Origin of the sequence: Thiorhodovibrio frisius (assembly GCF_033954835.1) — a bacterium.
Taxonomy (GTDB): Bacteria; Pseudomonadota; Gammaproteobacteria; order Chromatiales; family Chromatiaceae; genus Thiorhodovibrio; species Thiorhodovibrio frisius.
Genome location: NZ_CP121471.1, coordinates 4,757,629 through 4,783,338, shown reverse-complemented (window position 1 = coordinate 4,783,338; position 25,710 = coordinate 4,757,629). Strand labels below are relative to the sequence as shown.

22 protein-coding genes are annotated in these 25,710 nt (G+C 62.3%); 16 read left to right on the top strand and 6 right to left on the bottom strand.

The window, feature by feature from the left end:
* Positions 1-98: 98 nt before the first annotated feature.
* Entirely contained in the window at positions 99-2,345 is a 2,247-nt protein-coding gene (locus Thiofri_RS21825) for a primosomal protein N' (RefSeq protein ID WP_009148558.1), read from the bottom strand.
* Positions 2,346-3,029: 684 nt separating this feature from the next.
* Here Thiofri_RS21825 and Thiofri_RS21820 point away from each other — a divergent pair.
* The 3 genes from Thiofri_RS21820 to recQ all read left to right on the top strand — a co-directional run bounded on the left by Thiofri_RS21820 (position 3,030) and on the right by recQ (position 6,430).
* A complete protein-coding gene (locus Thiofri_RS21820) occupies positions 3,030-3,593 on the top strand; it encodes an HNH endonuclease (protein WP_051023848.1) in 564 nt (187 codons plus the stop codon).
* Positions 3,594-3,619: 26 nt separating this feature from the next.
* The gene (locus tag Thiofri_RS21815; RefSeq protein ID WP_009148556.1) at positions 3,620-4,501 is read left to right on the top strand and encodes a fructosamine kinase family protein; all 882 of its coding nucleotides are present in this window, start codon (positions 3,620-3,622) and stop codon (positions 4,499-4,501) included.
* A gap of 84 nt (positions 4,502-4,585) precedes the next feature.
* Positions 4,586-6,430 (top strand): DNA helicase RecQ, encoded by a 1,845-nt coding sequence (gene recQ, locus Thiofri_RS21810; RefSeq protein ID WP_040856592.1) that lies wholly within the window; start codon positions 4,586-4,588, stop codon positions 6,428-6,430.
* Positions 6,431-6,499: 69 nt separating this feature from the next.
* Here the strand turns inward: recQ and yacG are convergent, their stop codons facing one another.
* Together yacG and zapD are read right to left on the bottom strand one after the other, a co-directional pair.
* A complete protein-coding gene (gene yacG, locus Thiofri_RS21805) occupies positions 6,500-6,700 on the bottom strand; it encodes a DNA gyrase inhibitor YacG (protein WP_009148554.1) in 201 nt (66 codons plus the stop codon).
* Between the two features lie 19 nt (positions 6,701-6,719).
* Positions 6,720-7,487 carry a cell division protein ZapD gene (gene zapD, locus Thiofri_RS21800; RefSeq protein WP_009148553.1) on the bottom strand — a complete coding sequence of 256 codons (768 nt, stop codon included), beginning with the start codon at positions 7,485-7,487 and terminating at the stop codon, positions 6,720-6,722.
* 396 nt (positions 7,488-7,883) lie between these two features.
* Between zapD and Thiofri_RS21795 the strand changes: the two genes are divergently transcribed.
* From Thiofri_RS21795 to ruvB, 4 genes are all read left to right on the top strand, one after another.
* A complete protein-coding gene (locus Thiofri_RS21795; protein WP_009148552.1) occupies positions 7,884-8,633 on the top strand; it encodes a YebC/PmpR family DNA-binding transcriptional regulator in 750 nt (249 codons plus the stop codon).
* A gap of 48 nt (positions 8,634-8,681) precedes the next feature.
* Positions 8,682-9,218 carry a crossover junction endodeoxyribonuclease RuvC gene (gene ruvC / locus Thiofri_RS21790; RefSeq protein WP_009148551.1) on the top strand — a complete coding sequence of 179 codons (537 nt, stop codon included), beginning with the start codon at positions 8,682-8,684 and terminating at the stop codon, positions 9,216-9,218.
* Positions 9,219-9,228: 10 nt separating this feature from the next.
* Complete coding sequence (ruvA, locus tag Thiofri_RS21785) at positions 9,229-9,846, top strand: Holliday junction branch migration protein RuvA (protein ID WP_009148550.1); 618 nt, start codon at positions 9,229-9,231, stop codon at positions 9,844-9,846.
* A 66-nt stretch (positions 9,847-9,912) separates the two neighbouring features.
* Positions 9,913-11,025, top strand: a complete 1,113-nt coding sequence (ruvB, locus tag Thiofri_RS21780) for a Holliday junction branch migration DNA helicase RuvB (protein WP_009148549.1) — start codon at positions 9,913-9,915, stop codon at positions 11,023-11,025.
* Positions 11,026-11,059: 34 nt separating this feature from the next.
* Here ruvB and Thiofri_RS21775 read toward each other — a convergent pair whose 3' ends face one another.
* The gene (locus tag Thiofri_RS21775) at positions 11,060-11,386 is read right to left on the bottom strand and encodes a late competence development ComFB family protein (RefSeq protein ID WP_009148548.1); all 327 of its coding nucleotides are present in this window, start codon (positions 11,384-11,386) and stop codon (positions 11,060-11,062) included.
* A 283-nt stretch (positions 11,387-11,669) separates the two neighbouring features.
* On the opposite strand from Thiofri_RS21775, the gene Thiofri_RS21770 reads away from it, so the two are divergent.
* The 9 genes from Thiofri_RS21770 (at position 11,670) to Thiofri_RS21730 (ending at position 21,630) form a co-directional block, all read left to right on the top strand.
* Positions 11,670-13,079: a sigma-54 interaction domain-containing protein gene (locus tag Thiofri_RS21770; RefSeq protein WP_009148547.1), complete on the top strand. Its 1,410-nt coding sequence runs from the start codon at positions 11,670-11,672 to the stop codon at positions 13,077-13,079.
* A gap of 77 nt (positions 13,080-13,156) precedes the next feature.
* Complete coding sequence (locus tag Thiofri_RS21765; protein WP_009148546.1) at positions 13,157-14,500, top strand: sigma-54 interaction domain-containing protein; 1,344 nt, start codon at positions 13,157-13,159, stop codon at positions 14,498-14,500.
* A 126-nt stretch (positions 14,501-14,626) separates the two neighbouring features.
* Positions 14,627-14,974 carry a flagellar hook-basal body complex protein FliE gene (fliE, locus tag Thiofri_RS21760; protein ID WP_009148545.1) on the top strand — a complete coding sequence of 116 codons (348 nt, stop codon included), beginning with the start codon at positions 14,627-14,629 and terminating at the stop codon, positions 14,972-14,974.
* Positions 14,975-15,004: 30 nt separating this feature from the next.
* On the top strand, positions 15,005-16,666 hold the full coding sequence (gene fliF, locus Thiofri_RS21755) for a flagellar basal-body MS-ring/collar protein FliF (RefSeq protein ID WP_009148544.1): 1,662 nt from the start codon (positions 15,005-15,007) through the stop codon (positions 16,664-16,666).
* On the top strand, positions 16,656-17,663 hold the full coding sequence (gene fliG / locus Thiofri_RS21750) for a flagellar motor switch protein FliG (RefSeq protein ID WP_009148543.1): 1,008 nt from the start codon (positions 16,656-16,658) through the stop codon (positions 17,661-17,663). Before fliF ends, fliG begins: the two co-directional genes overlap by 11 nt.
* Positions 17,660-18,595: a FliH/SctL family protein gene (locus tag Thiofri_RS21745; protein WP_009148542.1), complete on the top strand. Its 936-nt coding sequence runs from the start codon at positions 17,660-17,662 to the stop codon at positions 18,593-18,595. The genes fliG and Thiofri_RS21745 overlap by 4 nt, the downstream gene beginning before the upstream one ends.
* Positions 18,592-19,986, top strand: coding sequence for a FliI/YscN family ATPase (locus Thiofri_RS21740; protein WP_009148541.1), 1,395 nt, complete (start codon positions 18,592-18,594; stop codon positions 19,984-19,986). Before Thiofri_RS21745 ends, Thiofri_RS21740 begins: the two co-directional genes overlap by 4 nt.
* Before the next feature lie 16 nt (positions 19,987-20,002).
* A complete protein-coding gene (gene fliJ, locus Thiofri_RS21735) occupies positions 20,003-20,452 on the top strand; it encodes a flagellar export protein FliJ (protein WP_009148540.1) in 450 nt (149 codons plus the stop codon).
* A 140-nt stretch (positions 20,453-20,592) separates the two neighbouring features.
* Positions 20,593-21,630, top strand: a complete 1,038-nt coding sequence (locus Thiofri_RS21730; RefSeq protein WP_009148539.1) for a flagellar hook-length control protein FliK — start codon at positions 20,593-20,595, stop codon at positions 21,628-21,630.
* A gap of 57 nt (positions 21,631-21,687) precedes the next feature.
* On the opposite strand, the gene fusA is transcribed toward Thiofri_RS21730, so the two are convergent.
* Together fusA and Thiofri_RS21720 are read right to left on the bottom strand one after the other, a co-directional pair.
* Complete coding sequence (gene fusA / locus Thiofri_RS21725) at positions 21,688-23,733, bottom strand: elongation factor G (protein WP_009148538.1); 2,046 nt, start codon at positions 23,731-23,733, stop codon at positions 21,688-21,690.
* A gap of 104 nt (positions 23,734-23,837) precedes the next feature.
* Entirely contained in the window at positions 23,838-25,685 is a 1,848-nt protein-coding gene (locus Thiofri_RS21720) for a GGDEF domain-containing protein (protein ID WP_009148537.1), read from the bottom strand.
* Between the last annotated feature and the right edge of the window lie 25 nt (positions 25,686-25,710).

Sequence of the window (25,710 nt, the reverse complement as noted above, 5' to 3'; positions counted from 1 at the left end):
TGGGGCTATGGATCTTCGGAAACCTGCCGATCAGTGCCGTAGAGGCGAATTGATTCGCCCACAGGCAAACTGCCGGGATACTTGTTCGCGGACACCACCTACAGCGTCTCCTGCGGGTCCACATCCAGGCTGAAGCGCAGTTCGCGGGGGCGGGGCAGGGCGCGCAGGCGCGGCAGCAGGCGCTCGAGCAGTCGGTGCAGCGGGGCGCGCTCGGGTGCTTGCAGGAGCAATTGGGCGCGGTGTCTGCCCGCGCGTTGCTCCATGGCTGCCGGCGCTGGCCCCCAGAGTTCGATGTCTGGAGTCTGTAGCTCGCGTGCCTGGGTCGCGGCTTGCTGCAAAAAGGCCATTGCCGCTTCCTCGCGCGGGCTGTCGGCGCGGATCAGTACCTGGTAAGAAAAAGGCGGCATGCCGGCGGCGCGGCGCTCCGCGAGCGCGGCGCGGGCGAAGGCGCCATAGCCACGTTCGAGCAGGGCGCGCAGCATGGGATGATGCGGGTGGCGGGTTTGCAGTATGACAGTGCCGGGTTTCTCAGCCCGTCCGGCGCGCCCGGCAACCTGCACCAGCAGCTGCGCCATGCGCTCGGTGGCGCGAAAGTCGGCGCCATAAAGGCCGTGGTCCAGATCAAGAATGCCAACCAGCGTGATGCCTGGAAGGTGGTGGCCCTTGGCCAGCATCTGGGTGCCGAGCAGGATGCGAAACTCCCCATTGAGTGCCCCGGCGAGCAGGCGCTCGAGCTCGCCCTTGCGACTGGTGCTGTCGCGGTCGATGCGCGCGAGCGGAATGCCGGGAAAGCGCTGGCGCAGGCTGTCCTCGACGCGTTCGGTGCCCTGGCCGAGCGGGCGCAGATCCGGTCCTTCGCAATAGGGGCAACGCGCCGGCAGCGGGCGAATCAGGCCGCAATGATGGCAGCGCAGCTCGCTGCGGTTGCGATGAATGGTCAGGCGCGCGTCGCAGCGGATGCATTCGCTGATCCAGCCGCAATCATGGCAGGTGAGCACCGGCGAGAAGCCGCGCCGGTTGAGAAACAACAAGACCTGTTCGCCCTGGTTGATGCGCTCTTCGATGCGTTGGAGCAACAGCGGACCCATGCCGGTATCCAGATACTGGCCGCGAATATCGGCGACCTGAACGCGCGGGGCCTGGGCCTGCCCGGCGCGGTGCGACAGTACCAGGCGTTGGTAGCGCCCGCGTTCGCAATTGTGCAGGCTCTCAAGCGAGGGCGTGGCGGAGCCCAGGATCACCGGGCAGTCGCATAGTTGCGCGCGGCGCACGGCGAGATCGCGCGCCGAATAGCGAAAGCCGTCCTGCTGCTTGAGTGACAAGTCATGTTCCTCGTCGACAATGATCAGGGCAAGCTCTGGCAGCGGTGCGAAAATGGCCGAGCGGGTGCCGAGCAGCACCCGCGCCCGGCCGCGCGCGCCCTGGAACCAGCGCTCTTCGCGCTCGCGCTCGCTCAGACCTGAATGCAGCACCACCATGGGTGCCGGGATGCGCGCGCGTAAACGCTGCTCGAGCTGCGGGGTCAGACCGATCTCGGGCACCAGGATCAAAATTTGGCAGCCGAGGTCGAGCGCGTCGCCGATCAGGCGCAGATAGACCTCCGTTTTGCCGCTGCCTGTGATGCCATCGAGCAGAAAGCCCGCAAAGCCCTGGCTGGCGCGCACGGCAGCGACCGCCTCGGCTTGTTGCGGGTTAAGTTCCGGAGTGGGTGCCATCTCGGCGGGCGCTGGTGGCTCGTCAGCCTCCTGAGGCACCAGCGCGGGAGGTGCCACCTGACAAGGCTCGATCAGCCCTCTCTCGGCCAAGGCGCGCAGACTGGGGCCGCAGGCGCCAAGCGCGTCATTGAGCTGACGCTGGCTGACCCCGGCTGGACACTCGTGCAAGTAGTCAATGGTTGCCCTTTGGCGTGGCGCGCGGTTAAGGGTGGCAGACGCGGTAGTTTGCCCGGCCGCAGTCAGCCGCCACCCAGGCAGGTTGCGGGTTTGCGCAGGCTCTGGCCGCCGCAGTCGCGTTGGCAGGGCGGTGAACAGGGCTTCTCCAGGGGCTGCGCGGTAATAGCGCGCGCTCCAGAGAATGAATTCCAGATCTGCCGGTTGTAACAGGGGCTCCTGATCGAGAATCGCCAGCATGCCCTTGAGCCGTTCCGGTGGCAGATCGCTGTCGGCGGCGATTCCCACGATCATACCGACCCGCCGGCCGCGACCGAAGGGCACCAGCACCCGCATGCCGGGCTGGGGTTTCGGGCTGGTGTCACCATTGGTCAGCGGGAGGTAGTCGAACAGCTCGGGCAGGGGTGCGGCGACGGCGACTTGCAGAATCGCGGGGCCATCTCTCGCTGGTTTCATCGCGGCAAGTCTGGGTGAATGATGTGGCCGACCGACGCCTGGTAATCGGCACCAAGCAAGGCGCGCGGCTTTCGTCGGTGAATGGGGTCCGGCTCAGCAGAAGACGGGTAGCAGCCCGATTTAGAATAAGCGGCGATGTGGCCGGCGACTACCGCTGCGCGCAGCGGCGGCTGGTTCCGAAAAATGTTCACAAAGGCTGTGGATAAGTATGGGGATAAGGCTGTCACATTGGTTCCAAGTCGGTAGAAATATTACAACTTCTTGATGTTGCTTACTTCTTGGCCAGATGTTCAGAAATATCAATAAAAACAATGGATAAGTCGCGTTGTGCGGACAATCTATGACAGCTTGTGCTAGCCGTCTCGGACTCTTTGGTTGCTTACCGGGTGCCACCTCGGAAGCTGTTGAAAGTCCGAGCTCAATGTCAAGCCCCGATGCTCGGACCCGGCTGGAATAGCCGCGATTAGCAACGCTGGTCGATTTTGCAGATTTCCGCGCATTGTTGAAAACACAGTTGCAAAGTTGGCATCATCGGCGGGCAGGCGCGAGCGGTAGCCCGGCGTCAGCCAAACTTCCAGCAGTTGCGTTGCCGGGCGGAGGCGGTATCATGCACCAGTATTGTCGATCCAGGCTTGTATCACCGTGTTACTCAATCAGCAGATTCTTCGAACTGATTTGGGCGGGATGCCTTTAGAGTGGGTCGATTATCGCGTGGCGGCGCGGCTCTATTTTCTCGGGCAGGTGGCCTATTCCTGCGGGGATGCCATTTTTTTGCTACGCGGTGGCATTAACGCCATCACGCGCGAGCGCAGCCAGCTCAGCGTGCATTCTATTATCGCCACCCATGGTACCCAGCACGCGCCAAGCAAGCTGCGCGATGATTACACGCCGCCGCTGAGCAATCGCACCCTGTTTCAGCGCGACGGTCATCTCTGCCTTTACTGTGGTGGGCGTTTCTCAGACCGCCAGTTGTCGCGCGATCATGTGCGCCCAATCAGCCAGGGCGGGCGCAACCACTGGAACAATGTGGTCACTGCCTGCGTGCGCTGCAACAATTATAAGGCCGGGCGCACGCCCGAGGCTGCGCGCATGGAGCTGCTTGCTGTGCCCTTTACGCCCACCCATGCCGAATACATCTATCTGATGGGCCGGCATGTGTTGGTCGACCAAATGGAGTTTCTGCGCGCGCATTTTCCGCGCACCAGCCCGCTGTTGAAGCGTTTGGTAAGCATGCCGGGCGTGGCCTGAACCGCGACACTAGACTCATAGTACTTATGCACTGGCCGCTTATCTCCGAACAGATCGCCGCTGCGAGCGGCAAGCATTTCTCTCCGTCGGCGCCGCGCTCCGTCGGCGGTGGCTGCATCAACTCGGCTTATCAGCTTGCCGATGGTGAACGGGCTTTTTTCGTCAAACTCAACCAGGGCGAGACGCTTGCTATGTTCGAGGCCGAGGCGGCTGGTCTGGCCGAGCTTGCAGCCGCCGATGGTCCGCGCGTGCCTCAGCCGCTATGCACCGGAATTGCGGGCGGTCAGGCATTCATTGCTATGGAGTGGATCGATCTTGGCCGCCAGCGCGGCGACAGCGCCGCCGAGGCCGGACGGCAACTCGCGCAAATGCATCGGCGCACGCGTGAGCACTTTGGCTGGGAGCAGGACAACACCATTGGCTCTACCGCGCAGCCCAATACACTCAATGCTGACTGGGTGGCTTTTTGGCGCGAGCAGCGCCTGGGTTTTCAGCTCAAGCTGGCTGCACGCCATGGCCATGGTGGACGCTTGCAGGAGCGTGGCGCGCGTTTGCTGGAAGTTCTGCCGGTGCTGCTCAATCATGCCCCCGAGCCCTCGCTGCTGCATGGCGATCTCTGGGGCGGCAATATTGGCTATGACAGCCAGGGGGCGCCGGTGATTTTCGACCCGGCGGTCTATTTTGGTGATCGCGAGGCCGACCTGGCCATGACCGAACTCTTCGGTGGCTTTGGTGCCGATTTTTACGCCGCTTACCGTGAAGCCTGGCCGCTGTCGTCTGGTTACAGCACGCGCAAGTCTCTGTATAACCTCTACCATATCCTCAATCACCTGAACCTGTTCGGGCGCGGTTATCTCAGTCAGGCCGAGGGACTGATTGAGCGTCTGCTGGCCGAGGCGCGCGGCTGAGCAGGGAGCTACCCTGGCGGTGACCCTAAACCCACGAATTTTTCTTCAGGGGGCGGGATCATGCGCGTTGGTCAGGCTGGAGCCATGGCGGAAACTCCGTTACAAATCCTGAATCGGGTATTTGGCTTCCCGGCTTTTCGTGGCCGGCAGCAGGCGGTCATCGAGCGGCTTATGGTCGGCGGCGATGCTCTGGTGCTGATGCCCACCGGCGGTGGCAAGTCGCTCTGTTATCAGATTCCGGCCCTGCTGCGCCCGGGCACGGGCATCGTGGTGTCGCCCCTGATCGCTCTGATGCAGGATCAAGTCGACGCACTGCGCCAACTCGGGGTGCGCGCGGCCTTTCTGAACTCCTCGCTCGCGCGTGACCAGGTTGAGCGCACAGAGCATGCGCTGCTCGCCGGTCAGCTCGACTTGCTTTATGTCGCGCCCGAACGTCTACTGAGCGGACGCTTTCTGGCGCTGCTTGAGCGCACCCCCATCGCGCTCTTTGCCATTGACGAGGCGCACTGTGTGTCCCAGTGGGGGCATGATTTCCGTCCGGAGTATGTCCAGCTCGATCTGCTGCACAGACGCTGGCCGCAGGTGCCGCGCGTCGCTCTGACCGCCACTGCCGATGCCCCGACCCGCAGTGAAATTCTAACCCGGCTGCAACTGCCGTTGGATGCCCAATTCGTCTCCAGCTTCGACCGGCCGAACATCCGCTACCGCATCGTCGAGAAGCGCAGCCCGCGCCAGCAGTTGCTGCAATTTCTCAAGCGCGAGCATCCCGGTGATGCTGGCATTGTCTACTGCCGCTCGCGCCGCAGCGTCGATGAAACGGCGGAGTTTCTGCGCGAACAGGGCTTTCAATCCGTGCCTTATCACGCCGGCATGACCGCCGAGCAGCGGCGGGCGAATCAGGCCCGCTTTCTGCGCGAGGACGGACTGATTACAGTCGCCACCATTGCTTTCGGTATGGGTATCGATAAGCCGGATGTGCGCTTCGTCGCCCATCTCGACCTGCCTAAAAGCCTGGAGGCTTATTATCAGGAAACCGGTCGTGCCGGGCGCGATGGGCTGCCAGCCGATGCCTGGATGACCTATGGCCTGGGCGATCTGGTCATGTTGCGGCGTTTCATCGACGAATCCGGCGCCGAGGAGCAATTCAAGCGCCTGGAGCACCAGAAGCTCGACAACATGCTTGGCCTGTGCGAGACCACCGAGTGTCGCCGTCAGGTGCTGCTCAATTATTTCGGCGAGCCGCTACCCGAGCCCTGCGGCAATTGCGACACCTGCCTGGAGCCGGTGCCGACCTGGGATGGCACTGTGGCGGCGCAGAAGGCGTTGTCTTGTATCTTCCGCACCGGCGAGCGCTTTGGGGCGAGCTACCTGACCGATGTGCTGCTCGGTAAGACCAATGAGCGCATGCGCCGTTTTGGTCACGACAAGGTCAGCACTCACGGCATCGGCCTTGAGCTGAATGCTGATCAATGGCGCTCGGTCTACCGCCAGTTGGTCGCGGCCGGACTGGTGGCGGTCGATGTTGAGGGGCATGGTGGCCTGCGTTTGACGGAGAACAGTCGTCCGTTGTTGCGCGGCGAGCGCAGCATCCGCCTGCGACAGGACCCGGACAACAAAGCCCAGAAACGCGCGGCGCGCGCGCCGGTGTCTGTCGCGCCAAGCGATCCCGAGGCTGGTGCGCTGTGGGATGCGTTGCGCGCGCACCGCCGCCAGGTCGCCAGGGAACTCGATGTGCCGGCTTTTGTGGTCTTTAGCGACGCGACCTTGCGCGAGATGCTGGCCCATCGCCCGCGCGACCGCGAGGAGTTTGGACGCATCAGCGGGGTGGGGCAGGTCAAGCTCGAGCGTTTTGCTGAGGGCTTTCTTGAGGTGTTGCGCGCGCATCGGGCGCAACAGGACTGTTCGTTGTCGCCCAGCGCAGATGCCTAGTGCTGGTTTCTATGGAGCCTTTTTGGAAATAGCCGATTAATCCGCCGGGGTAGCATCGCGCTATGCGCGTTAGTGGCAAAGGCGCGACTCGTCCTCGCCTGCGGCGGCACTGTCGTCGAAGTTTGGATCACCCGGGATGCGGTGGGCTTCATCGAGCCAGTCGCCGAGATCGATTAGCCGGCAACGCTCGCTGCAGAAAGGGCGCCAGCGCGATTCCGGCACCCAGGGGACGGCTCGGTCGCAAGTGGGGCAGGGGACGGATGTTGGCATGGGGGCAGTTCTTGGAACTTCAGAACACGCAGCAGGTTAGCTTAAAAGCAATATCCGCCGCCGTCTGTGTCGGGCGCGAGGTATCTTTGGCGGTCAGGAAGCGGATGCTGAATCTGTTTCTGTGACCGCTGATTTCTGGGAAGCAGTCAAGCTCTGGATTGAGTGCCACCCGGATCAACTGGGTGGGAGCACCCGTTTCGAGTGTCTCCTGAAAAAAGCCTTGATGGGCCGTGACCGAACGGGCATTGCTGCTTGAGCGCGCCAACGACAGGATGAGGTCGATGGCGTGCTTGACCGGATCGAGGTCGGTGCTCCAGCGCGCTAGCAATTGCGCGCGCGCCTCGGACGACTTGGTCAGCAGATGATGATAGTGCGGTAGGTCGAAGCTGCATGCCCCGCCTGGAATGCTGTTGCGTTGGGCGATGGCCTTCATGAAGTCATCTTCGCGCGCGCCCGCGCCAATCTGCCCGTGGAGTTCGATCATGCTGCGCTGCGCCTTACCCAGCTTGGCCAGGACATCATCGAGCATGGTCGGGTCGACGCCCGGCTGATCGCGCACTCGCCCCAGTGCGTTGGCGTTGCGGTCGAGTTCTTTGGCCAGTTCGCTTTTGATGTCGGATCTTGAAGTGATCGCGAGGATATCGAGCAGGCCCTCGAGTGCGGCGCGCGTGCCCCATGTCGTCTCATCAATGCGGAAATGGTCGTATTTCTCGAACAGATGCTCAAGTCGCAGAAAAGTGCGAATGCGCTCGTTCAGCGGATGCTCGAAAACCGTTATGTCCGACACTGGGACGTCCCCCGACTAACTGTCATGGCCCCGGCCACCCCGGAGAATGAATCTGCTGTTTCACTGTGACGCTCATGGCCCCGGCCATCCCGGAGAATGAATCTGCAGTTTCGGTAAAATTACGAAGCTTTAGGTTTGACGGTGATTGTTCCGCCGCCTGCAAGCGCGAGCTGTCCTTGCGCGCTGTCCTGGTTCGCGCTGTTACCCCCTGATTCTCCGGCATTGGAGGCTTTGGGTCAAAGCCTTCGCTGCGTTGGTTTGGGTCTGGCACCCCGGATTGGCCCGCGCGATGCTAAACTGCCGTCCCAACAGGGTGCCCGACCCGCGCCTGCAACTCGCTTGAGGTTGCCGCAGGTCGGGTGCTGGGGCGAGCAGTTTGATGATTGAGGATAGCGCATGGCAGGCCATAGTAAATGGGCGAACATTAAGCATCGCAAGGCCGCGCAGGACAAAAAGCGCGGCAAAATCTGGACCAAACTGATCCGCGAAGTCACGGTCTCGGCCCGCGAGGGCGGCGCTGATCCGGGCTCTAATCCGCGTCTGCGTCTGGCCATGGACAAGGCCCTGGGTGCGAACATGCCCAAGGATACCGTTGATCGCGCTATCAAACGCGGCGCGGGCGCCGATGACGGCGACAATTATGAAGAAATTCGCTACGAGGGCTATGGCCCCGGCGGCGTTGCGGTGATGGTTGACTGCATGACGGATAATCGTAACCGCACTGCCTCGGAGGTGCGTCATGCCTTCAGTAAGCACGGCGGCAATCTGGGTACCGATGGCTCGGTGGCTTATCTGTTCACCAAGCAGGGGGTGATCAGCTTTCAGCCCGGCACCGATGAAGATGCAGTGATTGAGGCCGGGATAGAGGCCGGGGCCGAGGATGTCGTGGTCAACGAGGACGGCTCGCTTGATGTGATCACCCTGCCGGAGACTTATGTCAGCGTCTGCGAGGCACTGGCCGGGGCGGGTTTGGATACCAGCGTGTCTGAGGTTGGCTTCAACGCATCGACCAATGTCGAGCTCGACCGTGACACGGCCGAGAAACTGCTGAAGCTGATCGATACGCTCGATGATCTCGACGATGTGCAGGATGTTTACCACAATGCCGATATCAGCGATGACATTATGGCCGAGCTGGAAGGCTGAAGCCGGGGCGGAAGTGCGCCACGGCGCTGACTGCTTTCTCGGTCGGCCATGACAGCCCCGCCCGCGCTGCGCCACCGGATTCTGGGTATCGATCCTGGCTCGCGCAATACCGGCTTTGGCGTGATCGACAGCGACGGACGCCACAGTCGCTGCGTCGCCAGCGGTTGTATCCGGGTCGGCCAGTTCGGTTGGCCCCAGCGCCTGGAGCTGATTTTCGACCGGGTCGCAGCCTTGGTGGCTGAGCATCAGCCGCACGAACTGGCCGTGGAGCAACTTATTTTTGCCCGCGACCCCACCGCCGCGCTCAAGCTCGGACAGGCGCGGGGCGCCATTCTCTGTGCCGGGCTCAAGGGTGGGCTGAATGTGCATGAATACAGCGCCAAATCCGTCAAGCTCGCGGTGGTCGGCACAGGTGGCGCAGACAAAGTGCAGGTGCAGCACATGGTGAAGATCCTGCTGTCGCTGTCCGCCCTGCCTGGAGAGGACGAGGCCGACGCTCTGGCCATCGCACTCTGTCATGCGCATTCGATGGGTATTCCGGCACGCAAGCGCGCGGCCGCCTCTTGGCGGGACTTTAGACCATGATTGGCAGACCATGATCGGACGCATACAGGGTCGCTTGATTGCCAAGCAGCCTCCCCAGCTCATGGTGGATGTGCAGGGTATCGGCTACGAGCTTGAGGCGCCCATGTCGGTGTTTTACGACCTGCCCGAACTGGGCTCGATCGTCACTCTGCTGACCCATCTAATCGTGCGTGAGGATGCCCATGTGCTCTACGCCTTCGGCAACGAGGGTGAACGCGCGCTCTTTCGCCATCTGCTGAAAATTTCCGGCGTGGGCGCGAAAATGGCGCTGGCGATTTTGTCTTCGATGGATGCCGCGCGCTTTGCCGAATGCGTGCAGTACGAGGACATCACCGCCCTGTGCCGAGTGCCGGGTGTGGGCAAGAAAACCGCCCAGCGCCTGGTGATCGAGATGAAAGACCGGCTCGCCGCCGGCTTGCCAGCAACCGGTACCAGCGGTGCGGCCACGACCGGTCAGACGCGCCCGCTCGCAGCTGCGGCCAGTCCGCTGACCGAGGCTGTCCATGCGCTCGAAGCCCTCGGGTATCGTCCGGCCGATGCCGCGCGCATGGCGCGTGCCGCGAGCGAGCAGGCGGAGACGACCGAAGAGATTATTCGCATCGCGCTCAAGTCCTTAAACCGGGGCTGAGACTTGCGGATTGCATAACAAACCCCAACCCGCCGGCCTGATTCTTAAACTCCCGTCCTACCCACCATGCCCGACACCGACCGCCTGATCGCTCCCGCTGCCAGTTCAGATGATCAGGCGCTTGATCGCGCCATGCGCCCGCGCAGTCTGGCTGACTACATCGGCCAGCCTATCGTGCGCGAGCAAATGGAGATTTTCATCGGCGCCGCCCGGGCGCGCGACGAGGCGCTCGACCATACCCTCATTTTCGGTCCGCCCGGGCTTGGCAAGACAACGCTCGCGCACATTCTGGCCCATGAGATGGGCGTGAATCTGCGCCAGACATCAGGCCCGGTGCTGGAAAAGCCCGGCGATCTTGCTGCGCTTCTGACCAACCTCGACGCCGGCGATTTGTTATTCGTCGATGAAATCCATCGTCTCAGCCCGGTGGTTGAGGAGGTGCTCTACCCAGCGATGGAAGATTTTCAGCTCGACATCATGATCGGCGATGGCCCGGCGGCGCGCTCCATCAAGCTCGATCTGCCGGCCTTTACTCTGGTCGGCGCCACCACCCGCGCTGGCCTGCTGACCTCGCCGCTGCGTGATCGTTTCGGCATTGTGCAGCGGCTCGAATACTACTCGGCTGCCGATTTGGCCCTGATTCTGCGTCGTTCAGCCGGGATTCTGGCCGTCGACAGCGACGCCGAGGGCCTGCGCGAAATTGCCCGCCGTTCGCGCGGTACGCCGCGCATCGCCAATCGGCTGTTACGGCGGGTCCGAGACTACACCCAGATGAAAGCAGACGGGCGAATCAATCGCGTCGTGGCCGACCAGGCACTCGGCATGCTCCAGGTTGATCAGCAAGGCTTCGATCACATGGATCGGCGCCTGCTTTCTGCGGTGATCGAAAAATTTGCCGGTGGTCCGGTGGGGGTCGAGAGCCTGGCCGCCGCCATTGGCGAGGAGCGTGGCACCATTGAGGACGTGCTTGAGCCTTTTCTGATCCAGCAGGGCTATCTGATGCGCACGCCCAAGGGCCGGGTGGCGACCCTGGCGGCATATCGGCATTTTGGGTTGCCGGAGTCTGTTTCAACTGGAGTATCAGCCGGTGCATCAGCCGCTCGCGCGCATGGCGATCTGTTCACGGGGCAAACCACAGACCCTGGGGAAACAGATGCCAAAGGCGATTACGGCAACTGAGCGCGCCGGTGTTGGCATCCTAGCTGCGCGCGTTTTAGCGCTCGCCGACCTCGCGGCGCGTGGCCGTCGCAACGGCCGTGGCGACGGCCTCGGCCACCTGCTGGCGCATTTCGCGGCCGGCGCTGCTGCTCGTGTGAGCCGAGAAATCGATGCTGTGGCGAACATAGCGGGCCGGCAGCTGATTGAGCGCCAAGCACATGATGTCGGCGAACAGGTCCTGATCGGGCGGCTGTGTGAAAGCCTCACCGGAAATGCGGAAAAGCTCATCAAGCACCAGTTGCTCGTAATAGTTGGTGATACTCGACAGCATGGGGGGGGCGTAATTTTGCTGCTGGGAATCGTTTTGTTCTTCTAGTGGCATGATATTACTCCAGATTAAGTGGTTTTGTGCGCCTGGCCCCGCGCCAGTGAAAGGGCTTGGCCGCAACCGCTTTGTAGCACGCTGACAACCCGAAGTTGCGCGGAATCTTCTCTCAAAGGCATATTAGTCGAAAATTCATCCGCTTTCGGTCTATAGTTGTGAACAAGTATCGCATGTTATCGAGTGTCCTCCATGGGCTTTTCCAAGAGTGTCCAGGGCGCTTGCCATGCCTGGCTACCAATTTTTTGCCATTGACTTTCTTTAAGGAGGCGCTGTCCGCCGCATGCCTGATGCCATGACGACGACTGGCCCCAAACTGCGCATCGCCCTCTGTGGCGACGGGGAACAAGTGCGCGCGACTGCCAATGTGCTCGCTTTTCTCGGCATCGAGCCGGTGGTGCTGTCCCAATGTCCGCAGGCGCTAGGCGAGCTTGCCGACAACAATGCCGCAGCGCTATGGATTTGCGATGCCGATGAGCCACTGCGTGCAGCAGTGGATATGCTGGCCGGCAGCAAAAAGCCCGCCAATGGCGATGCGCTGCCAATTATCTGTCAGCCGCTGGTCGATTCGTCCTTCGCCGACCGGCGCGTTGCCTTGGTGGCGAGTCCGTTGGTGCCTGGGCAGGTCATCAGCCTGTTGCAATGGGTCCAGAGTCAGCAGGGTCAAGCCAGCGATGACGACCAGGATCTGCGCGGTCAGCATCCATCCATGCAGCAGGTGCGACGGCTGATCAATCAGGTGGCGCGCACCGATGCGACGGTGCTGATTCTTGGCGAGACCGGCTCTGGCAAGGAGGTGGTTGCCCGCGCGGTGCATCGTGCATCAGCACGGTCTGGCAAGCCCTTTGTGGCGGTCAACTGCGGCGCCATTCCGCCTGATCTGCTCGAAAGTGAGCTGTTCGGGCATGAAAAGGGCGCCTTTACCGCGCGCACCGGGCGCTTCGAACTGGCCGAAGACGGGGTGATTTTTCTCGACGAGATCGGCGACATGCCGCTGCCGATGCAAGTCAAGCTGTTGCGGGTGCTGCAAGAGCGCACCTTCGAGCGGGTCGGCTCGAACAAATCCCTGCAAACCAACGCGCGGGTGATTTCCGCGACCCACCGCAATCTCGATCAGGCGGTGGCTGATGGACATTTTCGCGAAGATCTATTCTTTCGGCTCAATGTGTTTCCCATCGACCTGCCGCCGCTGCGTGAGCGGCGCAGCGACATTCCGCTGCTAATCGATGCCCTGAGCGAACGCTTAAAGGAGCAGGGCGCTGAACCCGCGCTGCTCACGCCTGCCGTGCTTGCGCATTTGAGCACCCTGGAATGGCCGGGTAACATTCGCGAGCTGGGCAATCTGCTTGAGCAGCTGTCCATTATGTATCCGGCGGAGCTGGTCGACCTGCCGCAACTTCCGCCACGGGTAAGGCCCGAGGATGCCACGGCCCCGGTCCTGCCGGCAGCCGAGCCAAATACCGCGCCGGCCACTGTGTCCACCGAGGTGCCAACATCCCTGCCCGAAGGCGTGGAGTTGCGCGAATTTTTCAACGATCTTGAACGCGGCATGATCCAGTCCGCGCTTGAAGAACATGGCTATGTCGTGGCGCGCGCGGCGCGGCGCCTAGGCATGCGACGAACCACCCTGGTGGAGCGCATGCGCAAGTTCGGCTTGGAGCGCGAGGACGGCGCCGAGGCGGCAGAAGACTGAGCGTTTCACAGTGGCTTGAAAGGGCTGGCCCTGAATTTGCTTGGCTCCTTTGCGAACTTGTTAGCAAAAGGACTCCAATGAGCAGAGCCACGCTTCTTTTGGTTGATCCGTCGCCGGCGGTAAGACATCAACTGGTGTCGGTGCTGGCTGCGGTCCCCAAGACTCATCTCGAAACCTGCACGCGCGAGCGCATTGCCGCTGAAAGCGAGCGGTTGCGCCCACGCATCTGGCTGCTGGCCGATCCGGTGCGCGCTCTGGCTGCCGACGGCGCCGCCGCCATGGTGCCCGAGCGCACCGCGAGCCTGTCGCTGGATGCCAGTCAGGATGCGCTGCTGGCAGCGCTCAGGGCCGGTGCTGCCCAGCATTTTGCACTGCCCGCGCAGGCACAGGCCCTGGCGCAATGGCTGCGCGCGTTGGTCAAATCCGTACCCGCGCCCGAGGGTCAGGCAAACCCGCCGCTTATTGCCGAGAGCCCGGCCATGCAGCGGCTGCTTCAGCTGATTGAGCGCATCGCTGGCTCCACCGCAACGGTCTTTCTGACTGGCGAGTCCGGGGTGGGCAAAGAGGTGCTGGCGCGCGAGATTCATCGCCGTTCGCCGCGTCGCGCAAGACCCTTTGAAGCCATCAACTGCGCCGCCGTGCCCGAGAACATGCTAGAGGCAGTCTTGTTTGGCCATGAGCGTGGCGCCTTCACCGGTGCCAGCGAGGCGCGTCCGGGCAAATTCCGCGCAGCCGATGGCGGCACCCTGCTGCTGGATGAAATTACCGAAATGCCGCTGCCTCTTCAGGCCAAGCTGCTGCGGGTGCTGCAAGAGCGCGAGGTGGAGCCCTTGGGCGCGCGCCGACCCAAGTCGGTGGATGTGCGGGTGCTGGCCACCTCTAATCGTTGCCCGCAAAGCGCGCTGGCCGAGGGTCTGCTGCGCGAGGATCTTTTCTACCGACTCAATGTTTTTCCGCTGCATCTGCCACCGTTGCGCGAGCGCGCCGAGGATCTGTTACCCCTGGCTCAGTCCTTCGCACAGGAGCTTTCCTGCGGACGCATCACCGGCCTGACAGCCGACGCAGTGGAGCGCTTGCAGGCTCATGACTGGCCGGGCAATGTGCGCGAGTTGCGCAACCTGATGGAGCGCAGCTGCGTGCTGGCCCAGGGCGGCGAGCTGGACGCGGCGGATGTAATGTTTGATGCTGACTGGCTTTTTGCCGATGGCGATCAGGCGCAAAGACCGACAGTCGTCGAAAATCCGTCACTTCATTTGGGCTCCCAGCTCCAGCAACAAGAAATTCGCGTGATTCTTGACACTCTTGCCGCCGCAGGTGGTGATCGCAAGCAGACTGCGACTCGGCTCGGGATCAGCCCGCGGACGCTCAGATACAAGCTGGCGCGTCTGCGCGATGAGGGCGTTGCGATTCCAGCACCTTGAGACCTGCCTGTCAGGAAGATGGCATTGTCTTTGCATATCTCCGGTTATTCAGATAGGGTGCCGCCCGCTGCGCGGGGGAGTCCAAAGCCAGGCTAGGGCCGGTACCCATCACGCCGGAGATGTGCCATGAGCGACATGCAAATTCAAAGTGTTCTGCAGCAGATGCGCGCGCTGGCGCAGACGAGCAAACTCGAGGGAATTGAGTCCACTGGTCCCATTCAGTCGCCAGAAGGCCAGCAGCGCCCCGGTGAGCTGAACTTTGCCGAAACCCTGACCGACTCCCTGCGCGCGGTTAATGGGCTACAGCAGGAGTCGAAAGACCTCCAGACCCGCTTCGAGCTGGGTGACGCCAATGTCAGCCTGCCGCAGGTGATGGTGGCCATGAGCAAGTCCAGCCTGGCGTTCGAGGCGACCAATCAGGTCCGCAATCGGCTGCTAACGGCCTATCAGGAAGTGATGCGCATGTCGGTCTGATGGCTGACGGACGCAACGGAGAAATAACCCATGGCCGCGGCACTGACGGAACGCCTTTCGACCGGCTTAAGAAACTTTACCGCCTTGTCCGCAGGGCGCCAACTGGCGCTGCTGGGGGTGGTGGCTGGCGGCATGGTGGTTGTCGCTGGCGTGCTGTTCTGGGCCCTGCGCCCTACCTATGTGCCCCTGTTCGACGGGCGCATGGACAATGCCGAGGCTGCCCAAGTGATGGAGGCACTCGGCCAGATGGGCGTGCCCTACAAAGTCAGCAACCGCATGGGCCAGAGCGGGCAGATTGAAATACCCGAAAAGCGCATCGCCGAGACCCGGCTGCTGCTGGCTGGCCAGGGACTGCCGAAATCCGCCGATATCGGCTTCGAGCTTCTACAAGAAGATTCTGGCTTCGGTGCCAGCCGTCTGATGGAATCAGCCCGTCACCAGCGCGCGCTCGAAGGCGAGCTGGGACGCTCCATTGCAGCGCTCGACCCGGTCGAGCTCGCGCGCGTGCATCTTGCGCAACCAGAGCGCTCTGTCTTCATTCGCGAGCGCAAGCCGCCGACTGCATCGGTTGTGGTGCATCTGCGCAGCGGTCGCGGGCTCAGCGACGCCCAGGTGGCAGCCATTGTGCATCTGGTCTCTTCCAGCGTGCCGGCCCTAGAGCCTGATGCTGTCACTGTGGTCGACCAGACTGGTCGTCTGCTGACTAACAATGATGACGAGATGGGGCTCTATGCCAACGCCGATCAGCTAGACTATACCCGCAAGCTCGAAGATACCTACGCCCAACGCGTGCGCTCCCTGCTGCTGCCCATTCTTGGACCTGAGGGCATGCGCGTGCAGGTGGCCGCAGATCTCGATTTCTCGCGCGTCGAGCGTACCGAAGAGTTGTTCGACCCCGACCGCACCGCGTTGCGCTCCGAGCAGGTCAGCGAACAAGAGCGTGTCGGCAGTGACCTGGGCCCCATGGGCGTGCCCGGTGCCCTGACCAACCAGCCGCCCGCAGGCGGCCAGCTTGGCGCGGATGCGGCCGCCGCCGGTGCCGAGACGGAAGCGCCGAAGAGCCGCAGTCTTGATAGCATTCGCAACTACGAGGTTGATCGCACCATCGCGCATGTGCGTGAGATGCCAGGGGCGATCAAGCGCATGTCCACCGCCGTGGTGGTGGACTATATTGAGCAGACCAGCGAGGAAGGCGAGGTCACGCGCATTCCGCGGCCCGCCGAAGAACTCGAGAGCATTCGCGCCCTGGTGCGCGAGGCGGTGGGTTTCAACGAGGCGCGTGGCGACAGCATTAATGTCATCTCGGCGGCCTTCACCACCGAGCAGGAGATGGAGCCGGCGCAAGTCTGGACCCAACCCTGGTTCGCCGATCTGGCCAAGCTCGGTGCTGGTGTCTTGCTGGCGATCCTGGTGTTGCTCACTGTTGTGCGCCCAGGTGTCAAGCAGTTGCTTGGCGGACCCGGCAAGGATATGGTCGCGGACGGCGATGACGAAGACGAAGACGAGGACGGCGAGGGCGAGGATCATGTGTCCCTGAGCCAGCAGAGTTCGGCCGTCGCCGCGCTCACCGGCCCCAAGGGTCCCGATCAGCAGCAGCTTGATCTTGATGCGGTGCGGGAAATGGTCGAAGAAGATCCCAAACGGGTTGCGCAAGTGATGAAAGCTTGGTTAGGTGTTAACGATGGCGGCTGATCCTTCCAAAATGACAGGGCCCGAGCAGGCGGCCGTGTTTCTGATGAGTCTTGGCGAGCGCGCTGCCTCCTCGGTGATGAAGCACATGGGCCCGAAGGAGGTGCAGAAGGTTGGCACCGCCATGGCCTCGCTCGAGCGGGTGTCGCGCGGTCAGGTTGACTATGTGATTCAGCAATTCTCTGATGCCGTGCAGGACCAGACATCGCTGGGCATCGGCTCGGATGAATATGTGCGCTCGGTGCTCACCAATGCACTCGGGGATAAGGCCGGTGGCATCATCGACCGCATTTTGCTGGGGCGTAACTCCAAGGGCATCGAGGCGCTCAAGTGGCTGGACGCGCGCTCCATTGCCGATATGATCCGCAATGAGCACCCGCAGATCGTGGCCATTGTCATGTCCCATCTCGATCCCGACCAGGCTGCCGAGACGCTGCTGTTCCTGCCTGATCGCATGCAGTCGGACATCATCCTGCGCATCGCCACCCTTGATGGCGTGCAGCCCCAGGCGCTGCAGGAATTGGACGAAATTCTCGAAACTCAGCTCGCCGGCAAGAGCAGTGCGCAGTCGTCGCTGATCGGTGGCGAGCAGGCGGCCGCCAACATTCTCAACTTTATGGACGGCTCCAAAGAAGCTGTGGTCATGGAGGGCGTGTCCCAGGTCGACGAGGATCTGGCCGAGCGCATCCAGGAGCTGATGTTCGTCTTCGCCAACCTGATTGATGTCGACGACCGAGGTATTCAGACGCTGCTGCGCGAGGTGTCCACTGATAATCTGGTGATCGCGCTCAAGGGCGCGGACGAGGAACTCAGGGACAAGATTTTCAAGAACATGTCCAAGCGTGCCGGCGAGATGCTGCGCGAAGACCTCGAGGCCAAGGGACCGGTGCGTTTGAGCGATGTCGAGTCGGCGCAGAAAGAAATCCTCGCCACCGCGCGGCGCTTGTCCGAGTCTGGCGAGATCGCGCTTGGTGGTAAAGGCGGGGAGGCCATGGTGTGACAGCCCAAGCCGCCTTTGTCGATGAGGTCATGTGGGCTGAACAGGCGGAAGGCTTTGAGGTCGAAACCTGGGAGCCGCCTTACTTTGGTGAGTTGCCGCAGCGAGAACCGGAGGTCGAGCATCATCTGCCGACGGCAGCCGAGGTGGCCGCCATCGAGGAGGCCGCGCGCGAGGCGGGCCATGCCGCCGGATTCGACCAGGGCTACCGGGAAGGCAGCGAGCGCGGCCAACGCGAAGCCGAGCAGGAAACGCAGGCGCGCGCGGACCGCGAACTCAAGGCGTCGGTAGCAGCGCTCGAGAGCATCGCGCGCGAGCTGGCTGACCCGCTGGAATCCGCAGCCGATGACCTTGAGCCCGAACTCCTGACCCTGGTCACCACGCTGGCCGAGCGCGTGATCATGGCTGAGCTAGATAGTCGTGCTGAATTGGTTCGTGGCGTGTTGCATCAGGCATTGGGGAAATTGCCCGCGCGGCACGTTCAGGTGCGGGTACGTGTGAACCCCGAAGACCTTGCGGTGGTGGAAGCCTATGCTGAAGATCAGGGCGAGAACATTCGCTGGTTGGCCGATGCCGAGGTAACGCGCGGCGGTTGTTTGGTTGAAAGCGGCCCGAGTCGCATCGACGCCAGCGTCGAGACGCGCATCGCGCAAGCGGTCGATGCCATCTGGGGCGAGCTGAGTCGCCCGCCAGCGCAGCCGATCGAGCAGGCTGAGGAAATCCAGCAAGCCGAGGAGATCGACGAGATCGACCAGGCCCCGCAGACGTCTGCATCCCTGCCTTCAGCAGCTCAGAGTGGGGGCGCACAGGGCGGCGACACAGAAGAGGCAGCTGAGCAGCAGGCTGGCCACACAGGCGCGCACACGACTGGCCAGGTAACTGGCGAGCCGGCAGCCGCAGATGCCAACCCCTTGAACGAAGGAGTCTCGTCATGACGGAAAGCATCCAGCAGTTGCGCCAGCAGCACAGCGGCGATCTGGTCAAGGGCCTGCGCGAGCGCTTGCGCGAGTCCCAACAACGGGTCGCGCGGGTGCCAGACCCGCTGCCCGAGGGGCGCCTGTCGCGCATGGTCGGCATGACACTCGAGGCCGAGGGCGTGCGCCTGCCGGTTGGCGGGCGCGCAGCCATTCACACCGCTAGCGGCGAGCGACTGCTGGCTGAGGTGGTCGGCTTTCATGGCGAAAAGACCTTTTTGATGCCCGAGGGCAAGCTTGAGGGCGTCGCGCCCGGCGCGCGCATCGAGCCATTGGAGCAGGCGCGGCTGATCGGCGTCGGCCCCGAGTTGCTTGGGCGCGTCATCGACGCCAACGGCAAGCCGCTCGATGACCTGGGACGTATCCGCGCCTCCGACCACATTTCCATTGAGGGCCGGCCAATCAACCCGCTCAAACGCGACCCGGTGCGCACGCCGCTCGATGTCGGTATCCGCTCGCTCAACGGCCTGCTGTCAGTCGGCCGTGGTCAGCGCCTGGGCCTGTTTGCCGGCAGTGGCGTGGGCAAGAGCGTGCTGCTCGGCATGATGACCCGCCACACCGAGGCCGATGTGATCGTGGTCGGGCTGATCGGCGAACGCGGCCGCGAGGTGAACGAATTCATTCACGACATCCTTGATGTCGAATCGCGCAAGCGCACCGTGGTAGTGGCGGTGCCAGCCGACCAGCCGCCACTGCTGCGCCAGCACGGCGCCTGGGTGGCCACCGCCATTGCCGAGTATTTTCGCGACCGAGGGCTCAATGTGCTGCTGCTGGTCGATTCCTTAACCCGCTTTGCCCAGGGCGCGCGCGAGATCGCCATGGCCATCGGCGAGCCGCCGGCCACCAAGGGCTATTCCGCATCCGTCTTTGCTCGCTTGCCGCAGCTGGTGGAGCGCGCCGGCAATGGCGACAAGGGCGGCGGTTCCATTACAGCGTTCTACACCGTGCTTGCCGAGGGTGATGACCAGAACGATCCCATCGTCGATGCCGCGCGCGCCATCCTCGATGGCCATGTGGTGCTCTCGCGCGCCATCGCCGAGCGTGGGCGCTACCCGGCCATTGATGTTGGCGCCTCAGTTTCGCGCGTCATGGACTCCCTGATCGACGACCAGCATCGCCAAGCTGCGCATCACTACCGCAATCTCACTTCAACCTATGAGATGAACCGCGACCTGATCGCCGTCGGCGCCTACCGTCAGGGCGCTGATCCAGTGCTCGACGAGGCGGTGGCCATGCGCAACAAGCTTGAGGACTATGTGCGCCAGAATCGCACTGAGCGGGTGACCTTCACCGAGGCGCGCGCGCAGTTGTTCGGACTCTTTGGCCTGACCGAGGCCAAGGCCGCCGCATGATGCCGGGCCAGCTTCCATGAGTGTCAAACGCTTTCAGCGCCTGCTTAAGGTGCGCGAGATGATCGAAAACCAGGCCGCCGTTGGCCTCGCCGGGCGGCTCGAGGAACTGCGCCGGGCGGATGGGCAGCGCGGTCAACTTGAGGAATTGCTGGCGTCCTATCTGAACACCGGCGTGCCCGATAGCGTCATTGGCATGAAACAAGTCGCGGAGATGCGCGGGCAGCTGCGCACGGCAATCGAACAGCAAGAATTGCGCGTCGCCGCCGCCGAAGCTCGGGCCGAACAAGCCCGAGAGGTTTGGATGGACAAGCGCCGCGACAGCATGTCGCTTGAAAAGCTGATTGAGCGTCGTCGCCAGGTCGAGCAGGTGACGGAAAATCGACGCCTGCAAGGGGAGCAGGACGCCTGGGCCACGCGCAAAGCCTTCGAGCAGGTGCAGACGGGGGACAATGATGAGAGGCGCTGACGTCTGGCACAAAGGATTATTTTCCGGCATAAAAATTGCTCTTATTCCGGTGCGCCGGTTGCAATCAAGCCGGTATTGACCAAGGGATGGGGCAATGAGATCAACCGGGGACATCGGTTCGAGCAAAGAGGCATGACATCATGATGGGAACCCAGAACGCGGCGGTCGAAGGCCGCTCGGGCGCATCCGCCCTAGTCGGGGCAAAGGGCGCGCCGGCATCCGGCGAGCTTGGCGAAGACGGCGAATTTACCGGGGCGCTTGAAGAACAACTCGGCGGGCTCCTAGTCGAACTTGGCGTCGATCCCAAAACGCTTGAGGGCATGGACATCGAAGCCATGCTCGCTCAGCTCCAGGCGCTGCTGAAGGGGCAAGTGGATGCCGCCGGTGGCGATACTTTGCCGCTGTTGGACGCCGAGGCGTCGGGGGCGGACATTTCCCTGGATGCGGAGATGCCCCTGGATGCGGAGATGTCCCTGGGTGCTTTGCTGAAGGGCGATGCAGAATCAGGCCCAAGCCCCGAAGTGCAGGCAGCCCTGGCGGCGCTGCTACAGCAATGGTCCGGGCAATCCGGCGCGGAGCTTGGGGATATCGAGGCGCTTTCCAGTCGCATTGGCCAGGCCGGCGGTGATGTCTCGGCAACCGATCTGCTGGCCTTTCTTAAAGCCTCGCTTGCCACCAGCAATCGCAGTGGTGCCGAGCAGGGAAATGCCGCAGCGGAAGGGGCCAAAACCCTGGATCTCACCCGCTTGCTCACACCCGACGGCGCTCGGCAGTTGGCGGATCGTCTGTCGCTCATCGCCCGAGCACGCGATGGCATGGCCGAGATCAAGCTCAGTCCGCCAAGCCTGGGCGCGATGGAAGTGCGGGTGACCATGGAAGCCGATAAAGCCCATGTGCATTTCGTCTCCGCCAATCCCGCCGTGCGCGAGGTTCTAGAGGCCGCGCTGCCAAAATTGCGCGAGGCATTGGCCCAGGATGGCCTGTCGCTGGGAGATGCGTCCGTTTCTGATCAGCCGCCACAAAGCCGCGACGAGGCGGCCGGGGAGGGTGTCGCTGCGGGCGACGGCGAAGGAGGCGGCGATGCCGACAGCGAGCAGGAGGCGCTGCTGGCAGCCGAAGGCGCAGTTGCCAGCAGTACCCTGTCTCGGTTAGCGCGCAAGCTCGATTTGTTTGCCTGATCTCGCCAACCCGCTTGGCCGCAACCAAGCGGGCCTGTTTCTCCCTTCTTCCGGATATCAGTCCTCGGCGCGTTGGAAGGCGTCGCTCAGTTGCTTCTGCACATTGCCCGGTACGGGCGCATAGTGGCTCAGCTCAATGCCATAGGTTCCCTCGCCGCCGGTCAGGGACTTCAGCCGCGATTCATAGCTATCCAGCTCTGCCAGCGGCACCTCGCCATCAATGGCCACCCGGCCCAGAGTCTTGGTTTCGCTGCCATTGATGCGCCCGCGCCTTGAGGACAGATCCCCGGCGAGATCGCCCATGGCGCTGTCCTGGGCGACAATGCGAATTTTCACCACCGGTTCCATGACCACCGGCTTGGCCTTTTCCACTGCCTCGATGAATGCCTTGCGCCCGGCGGTGGCGAAAGCAATGTCTTTCGAATCCACCGGATGGAACTTGCCGTCATACACTGTCACCCGAACATCCTGCATCGGGTAACCGGCCACGGCGCCTTCTTCGAGCACCTGGCGCACGCCTTTTTCAATCGAGGGGATGAACTGCCCCGGGATGCTGCCACCGACAGTGGCATCGACAAAGTCAAAGCCACCGCCCTGTTCCAAGGGTTCGACGCGCAGAAAAACCTCACCAAACTGCCCGGCACCGCCAGTTTGTTTTTTGTGGCGATGATGCCCCTCGGCCTTGCCGGTGATGGTTTCCCGGTAAGGGATCTTCGGCGGCCGGGTTTCCACCTCAACGTGAAATTGCTCCGACAGGCGGCGCATCAGCACCTTTAAGTGCAACTCGCCTAAACCCCGCATGACGGTCTCGTTTGCGGCTGCGTTGTGCTCGACGTGGAAGCAGGGGTCTTCATCTTCGAGCTTGTGCAGGGCATCGGTCAGCTTTTGCTCATCGCCGCGCTTGGTTGGCGAAATGGCCAGGCCGAACAGGGGCACCGGGCACTCGATGCTGTCGAGATGAAAATGGTCTTCATCATGGGAGTCGTGCAACACGGCATCAAAGTGAATGTCGTCGACCCGAGCCACCGCCAGGATGTCACCCGGCACGCCCTCGTCGACCTCAACCAACTCATTGCCATGCAGCCGGAAGAGATGATTCACCTTAAAGGGTTTGCGCGCATCGCCAATCAATAACTGGCTGTTCGGCACAATGCGCCCCTGGTGAATACGAAAAATGCCAAGCTTGCCACGGAAGGGGTCATTCACCACCTTAAATACATGGGCAATGGCATGTTGGCTTAGGTCAGGGCTGACCTGCACCGGCTTGCGTTCAGCGCCCTCGCCCTTTATGAAGGGCGGCGGATTGCCCTCGGCCGGGTTCGGCATCAGGCGTTCAAGGATGGTGATCAGCTCGGGGATGCCCGCGCCAGTCTCGGCCGAGCAGTAGCAGATGGGGATTAGGTGCGCCTCGCGCAGAGCCTCCTCAAAGGGATCATGGAGCTGCTCGGGCTTCAGTTCCTGGCCCTGCTCCAGATAGACCTCCATCAATTTCTCATCGACCTCAACCACCTGATCGACGATGGTGCTGTGCGCTTCCTCGACCGAGGAAAAGTCTGTCTCTCCGCCCGCAGGCTGAAAGAAACAATCTACCACCCGCTTGCCCCCCTCGGCTGGCAGGTTGATGGGCAGACACTCGGCGCCGAAGGTCTCGCGCACTTGCGCGGTGACAGCGGCAAGGTCCACTCCGGGTGCGTCGATTTTGTTAATCACAATCATGCGGCACAGGTTGCGCCGGTCGGCGCCCTTCCACATGCGCTGGGTCACCGGCTCGATGCCGCTGTCAGCATTGATCACTATGGCGGCGGTCTCCACGGCGGATAGCACCGACAGGCTGCGGCCGAGAAAATCCGGAAAGCCGGGGGTGTCAATCAGGTTGACGTGCTTGCCATGGGCGTTGAACGCGGTGATGGCGACATCAAGCGAATGTTGAAGCTCGCGCTCCATGGGGTCGTGGTCGCAGACGGTGTTGCCACGGGCGATGCTGCCGGCTTCCGGGATGCTCTTGGTGGCAACCAGCAACGCCTCGACCAGGCTGGTCTTGCCGCTGCCGGCGTGACCGACCAAGGCGATGTTGCGGACATCCTCCGCGTTGTAGTCAGACATGGGCGAACCTTAATCGTTGGGGGTGAGTTAATTGGATGAAAAACGATGGATAGCGATGGATCGCGAGAGTATATCGCACCGAAGGGTGAGGACTGCTCGCAGGATTACTCGGTTTCCATCATGCTGGGGTCAAACACGACGCAGCGGTTGCGGCCGGCAGATTTTGCGCGATAAAGTGCAATGTCCGCGCGGCGATAGACGTCTTCTTGTGTGTCGCTCAGGATAAAGGTCGCCAAGCCGCAGGAAATACTCAGGGGCACTGGCTGGCCGCGGAACAAAAAGCGCTTGGCGGCCACCCGTTCGCGCAGGCGGTTGGCGAGTTCCAGGGCGGTGTCTATATCTGTTTCCGGCAGCAGCAGCATGAATTCCTCACCGCCAAAGCGGGCAAGAAAATCACTCTTGCGGGTGAACTCTTGCAACAGCTTGGCGATGGCCTTGAGTGCGTTGTCGCCTGCGGTATGGCCAAAGGTGTCGTTGATGCGCTTGAAGTGATCGATATCCCAGATGCTCAGAACAGCCGGGTGGGCGTAGCGGCTCCAGCGTTCCAGTTCTTGTTCGATCCGTTCGTCGTACGCGAGGCGATTGTGCAGGCCGGTCAGGGCATCATGGAGCGCGCGCTTGCGGGCGTCTTGCAGGTGTTGGCGCAGCTCCTGGCTTTCGCTTTGCACCTTGCCAAGGGATTCGCGCAGTTGCGCCGCTTCGGCCTGAGCCAGTTCGAGCTGGCTTTGATCAAGCTCCTTGCGGGCTTCCATCTGTGCCTGAATGTTCTCAAGGTGGGTTCTGATGGAGGATTTTAGTCCCGAAAAGTCGTTCGCTTCAGCCACTGAGCGTTGGATTTGTTCAACCTCGGCTGACATGTTGGCATCGATGGCGCTGCCCTCGGCATTGGCCGCCTGACGTTTGCCGAGCGATTCGCCAAAGTGCTGCTCGATCTCCTTTAGTCGCCCGGTGAGTTGGGAGAGGAATTGCTCGATGTCCTGCTTTTCCTGCTCGACCCGCCGCTTTGCTTTTGCCACCAGTTCGGCAATGTCGCTCACCGCCGTGCCGGCGAGTTCCGCCGAGGGCGGCTCATTGAGCTGCTTGCTAATCAGCTGAGCCTGAGGGCTGAGTTCCACTGGCAGGTCAAGGCGGTTGATCAGGTCGAACAGGACCTGGTTGAAGGGCGGCAGGGCGGAAGCGGCTTCATCCTGGCTCTTTGGCTGGCTAGCCGGCTGGTTGGCTGGTTGGTCCGATGCTGCCTGATTCTGCTCGGGTTGGCTGGAATCCTCGGCCTCGGTGCTGGTGCCATCCGTCTGGTCGGTGGTGCCGGCCTCATTATTTGCGTCGCTGGCTGCGGCGGAGGTCGCGCCATCTGTTGTGCTATCCGGGTTGGTGTCCGGGGCAGCTTCGGGAGCGGCGGTTGCATCGGCTGAGTCCGCGTCCGACGTCTCTCCCCGGCGCCCCAGCAGGCGCCCAAACAGGCTGGATTTTTCCTCGGTGGGCTGGGTGTTAAGCCATTCGATGATGCCTGCGGTGTAGCTTTGATAGGCGGCCAGTGCCTCGCGAAGGTCGCCACTTTTGCCTGCGGCCTGTAGGCGTTTTTTCAGCTCCTTGGTGCTCTTGTGCAGTCCGCTTGGTACGCGAATCTGCTCAAGTGCCTGCTCGAATCCCTCTAAGGCGTTCTCAATACTGCTAACGCTGTTCTGGCGCTGGTCAAGGCGCAGGATAGAGGCCGAAATTTCCTCCATGAGTTGTTTGATTTGCTTCAGGCTGCCAGCCCCGCGCACGACTTTGCGCAGGCTTTCAAGCTCGGCATTGAGCTGCGTGTCTTTGGTGTCGACCGCCAGGCTCAGTCGCGACAGGGCCTGACGGAGGGTCTGCTCGCTTTGCTCGCGGGTTTTCTGCTCATGCTCGAGGCTGTCGAGGCTTTGCAGATACTTGTCTTTCCAGGAAAGGTCGTCTGGGTTTGCCATGTTTCTCTGACGCGTGTCGCTCTGT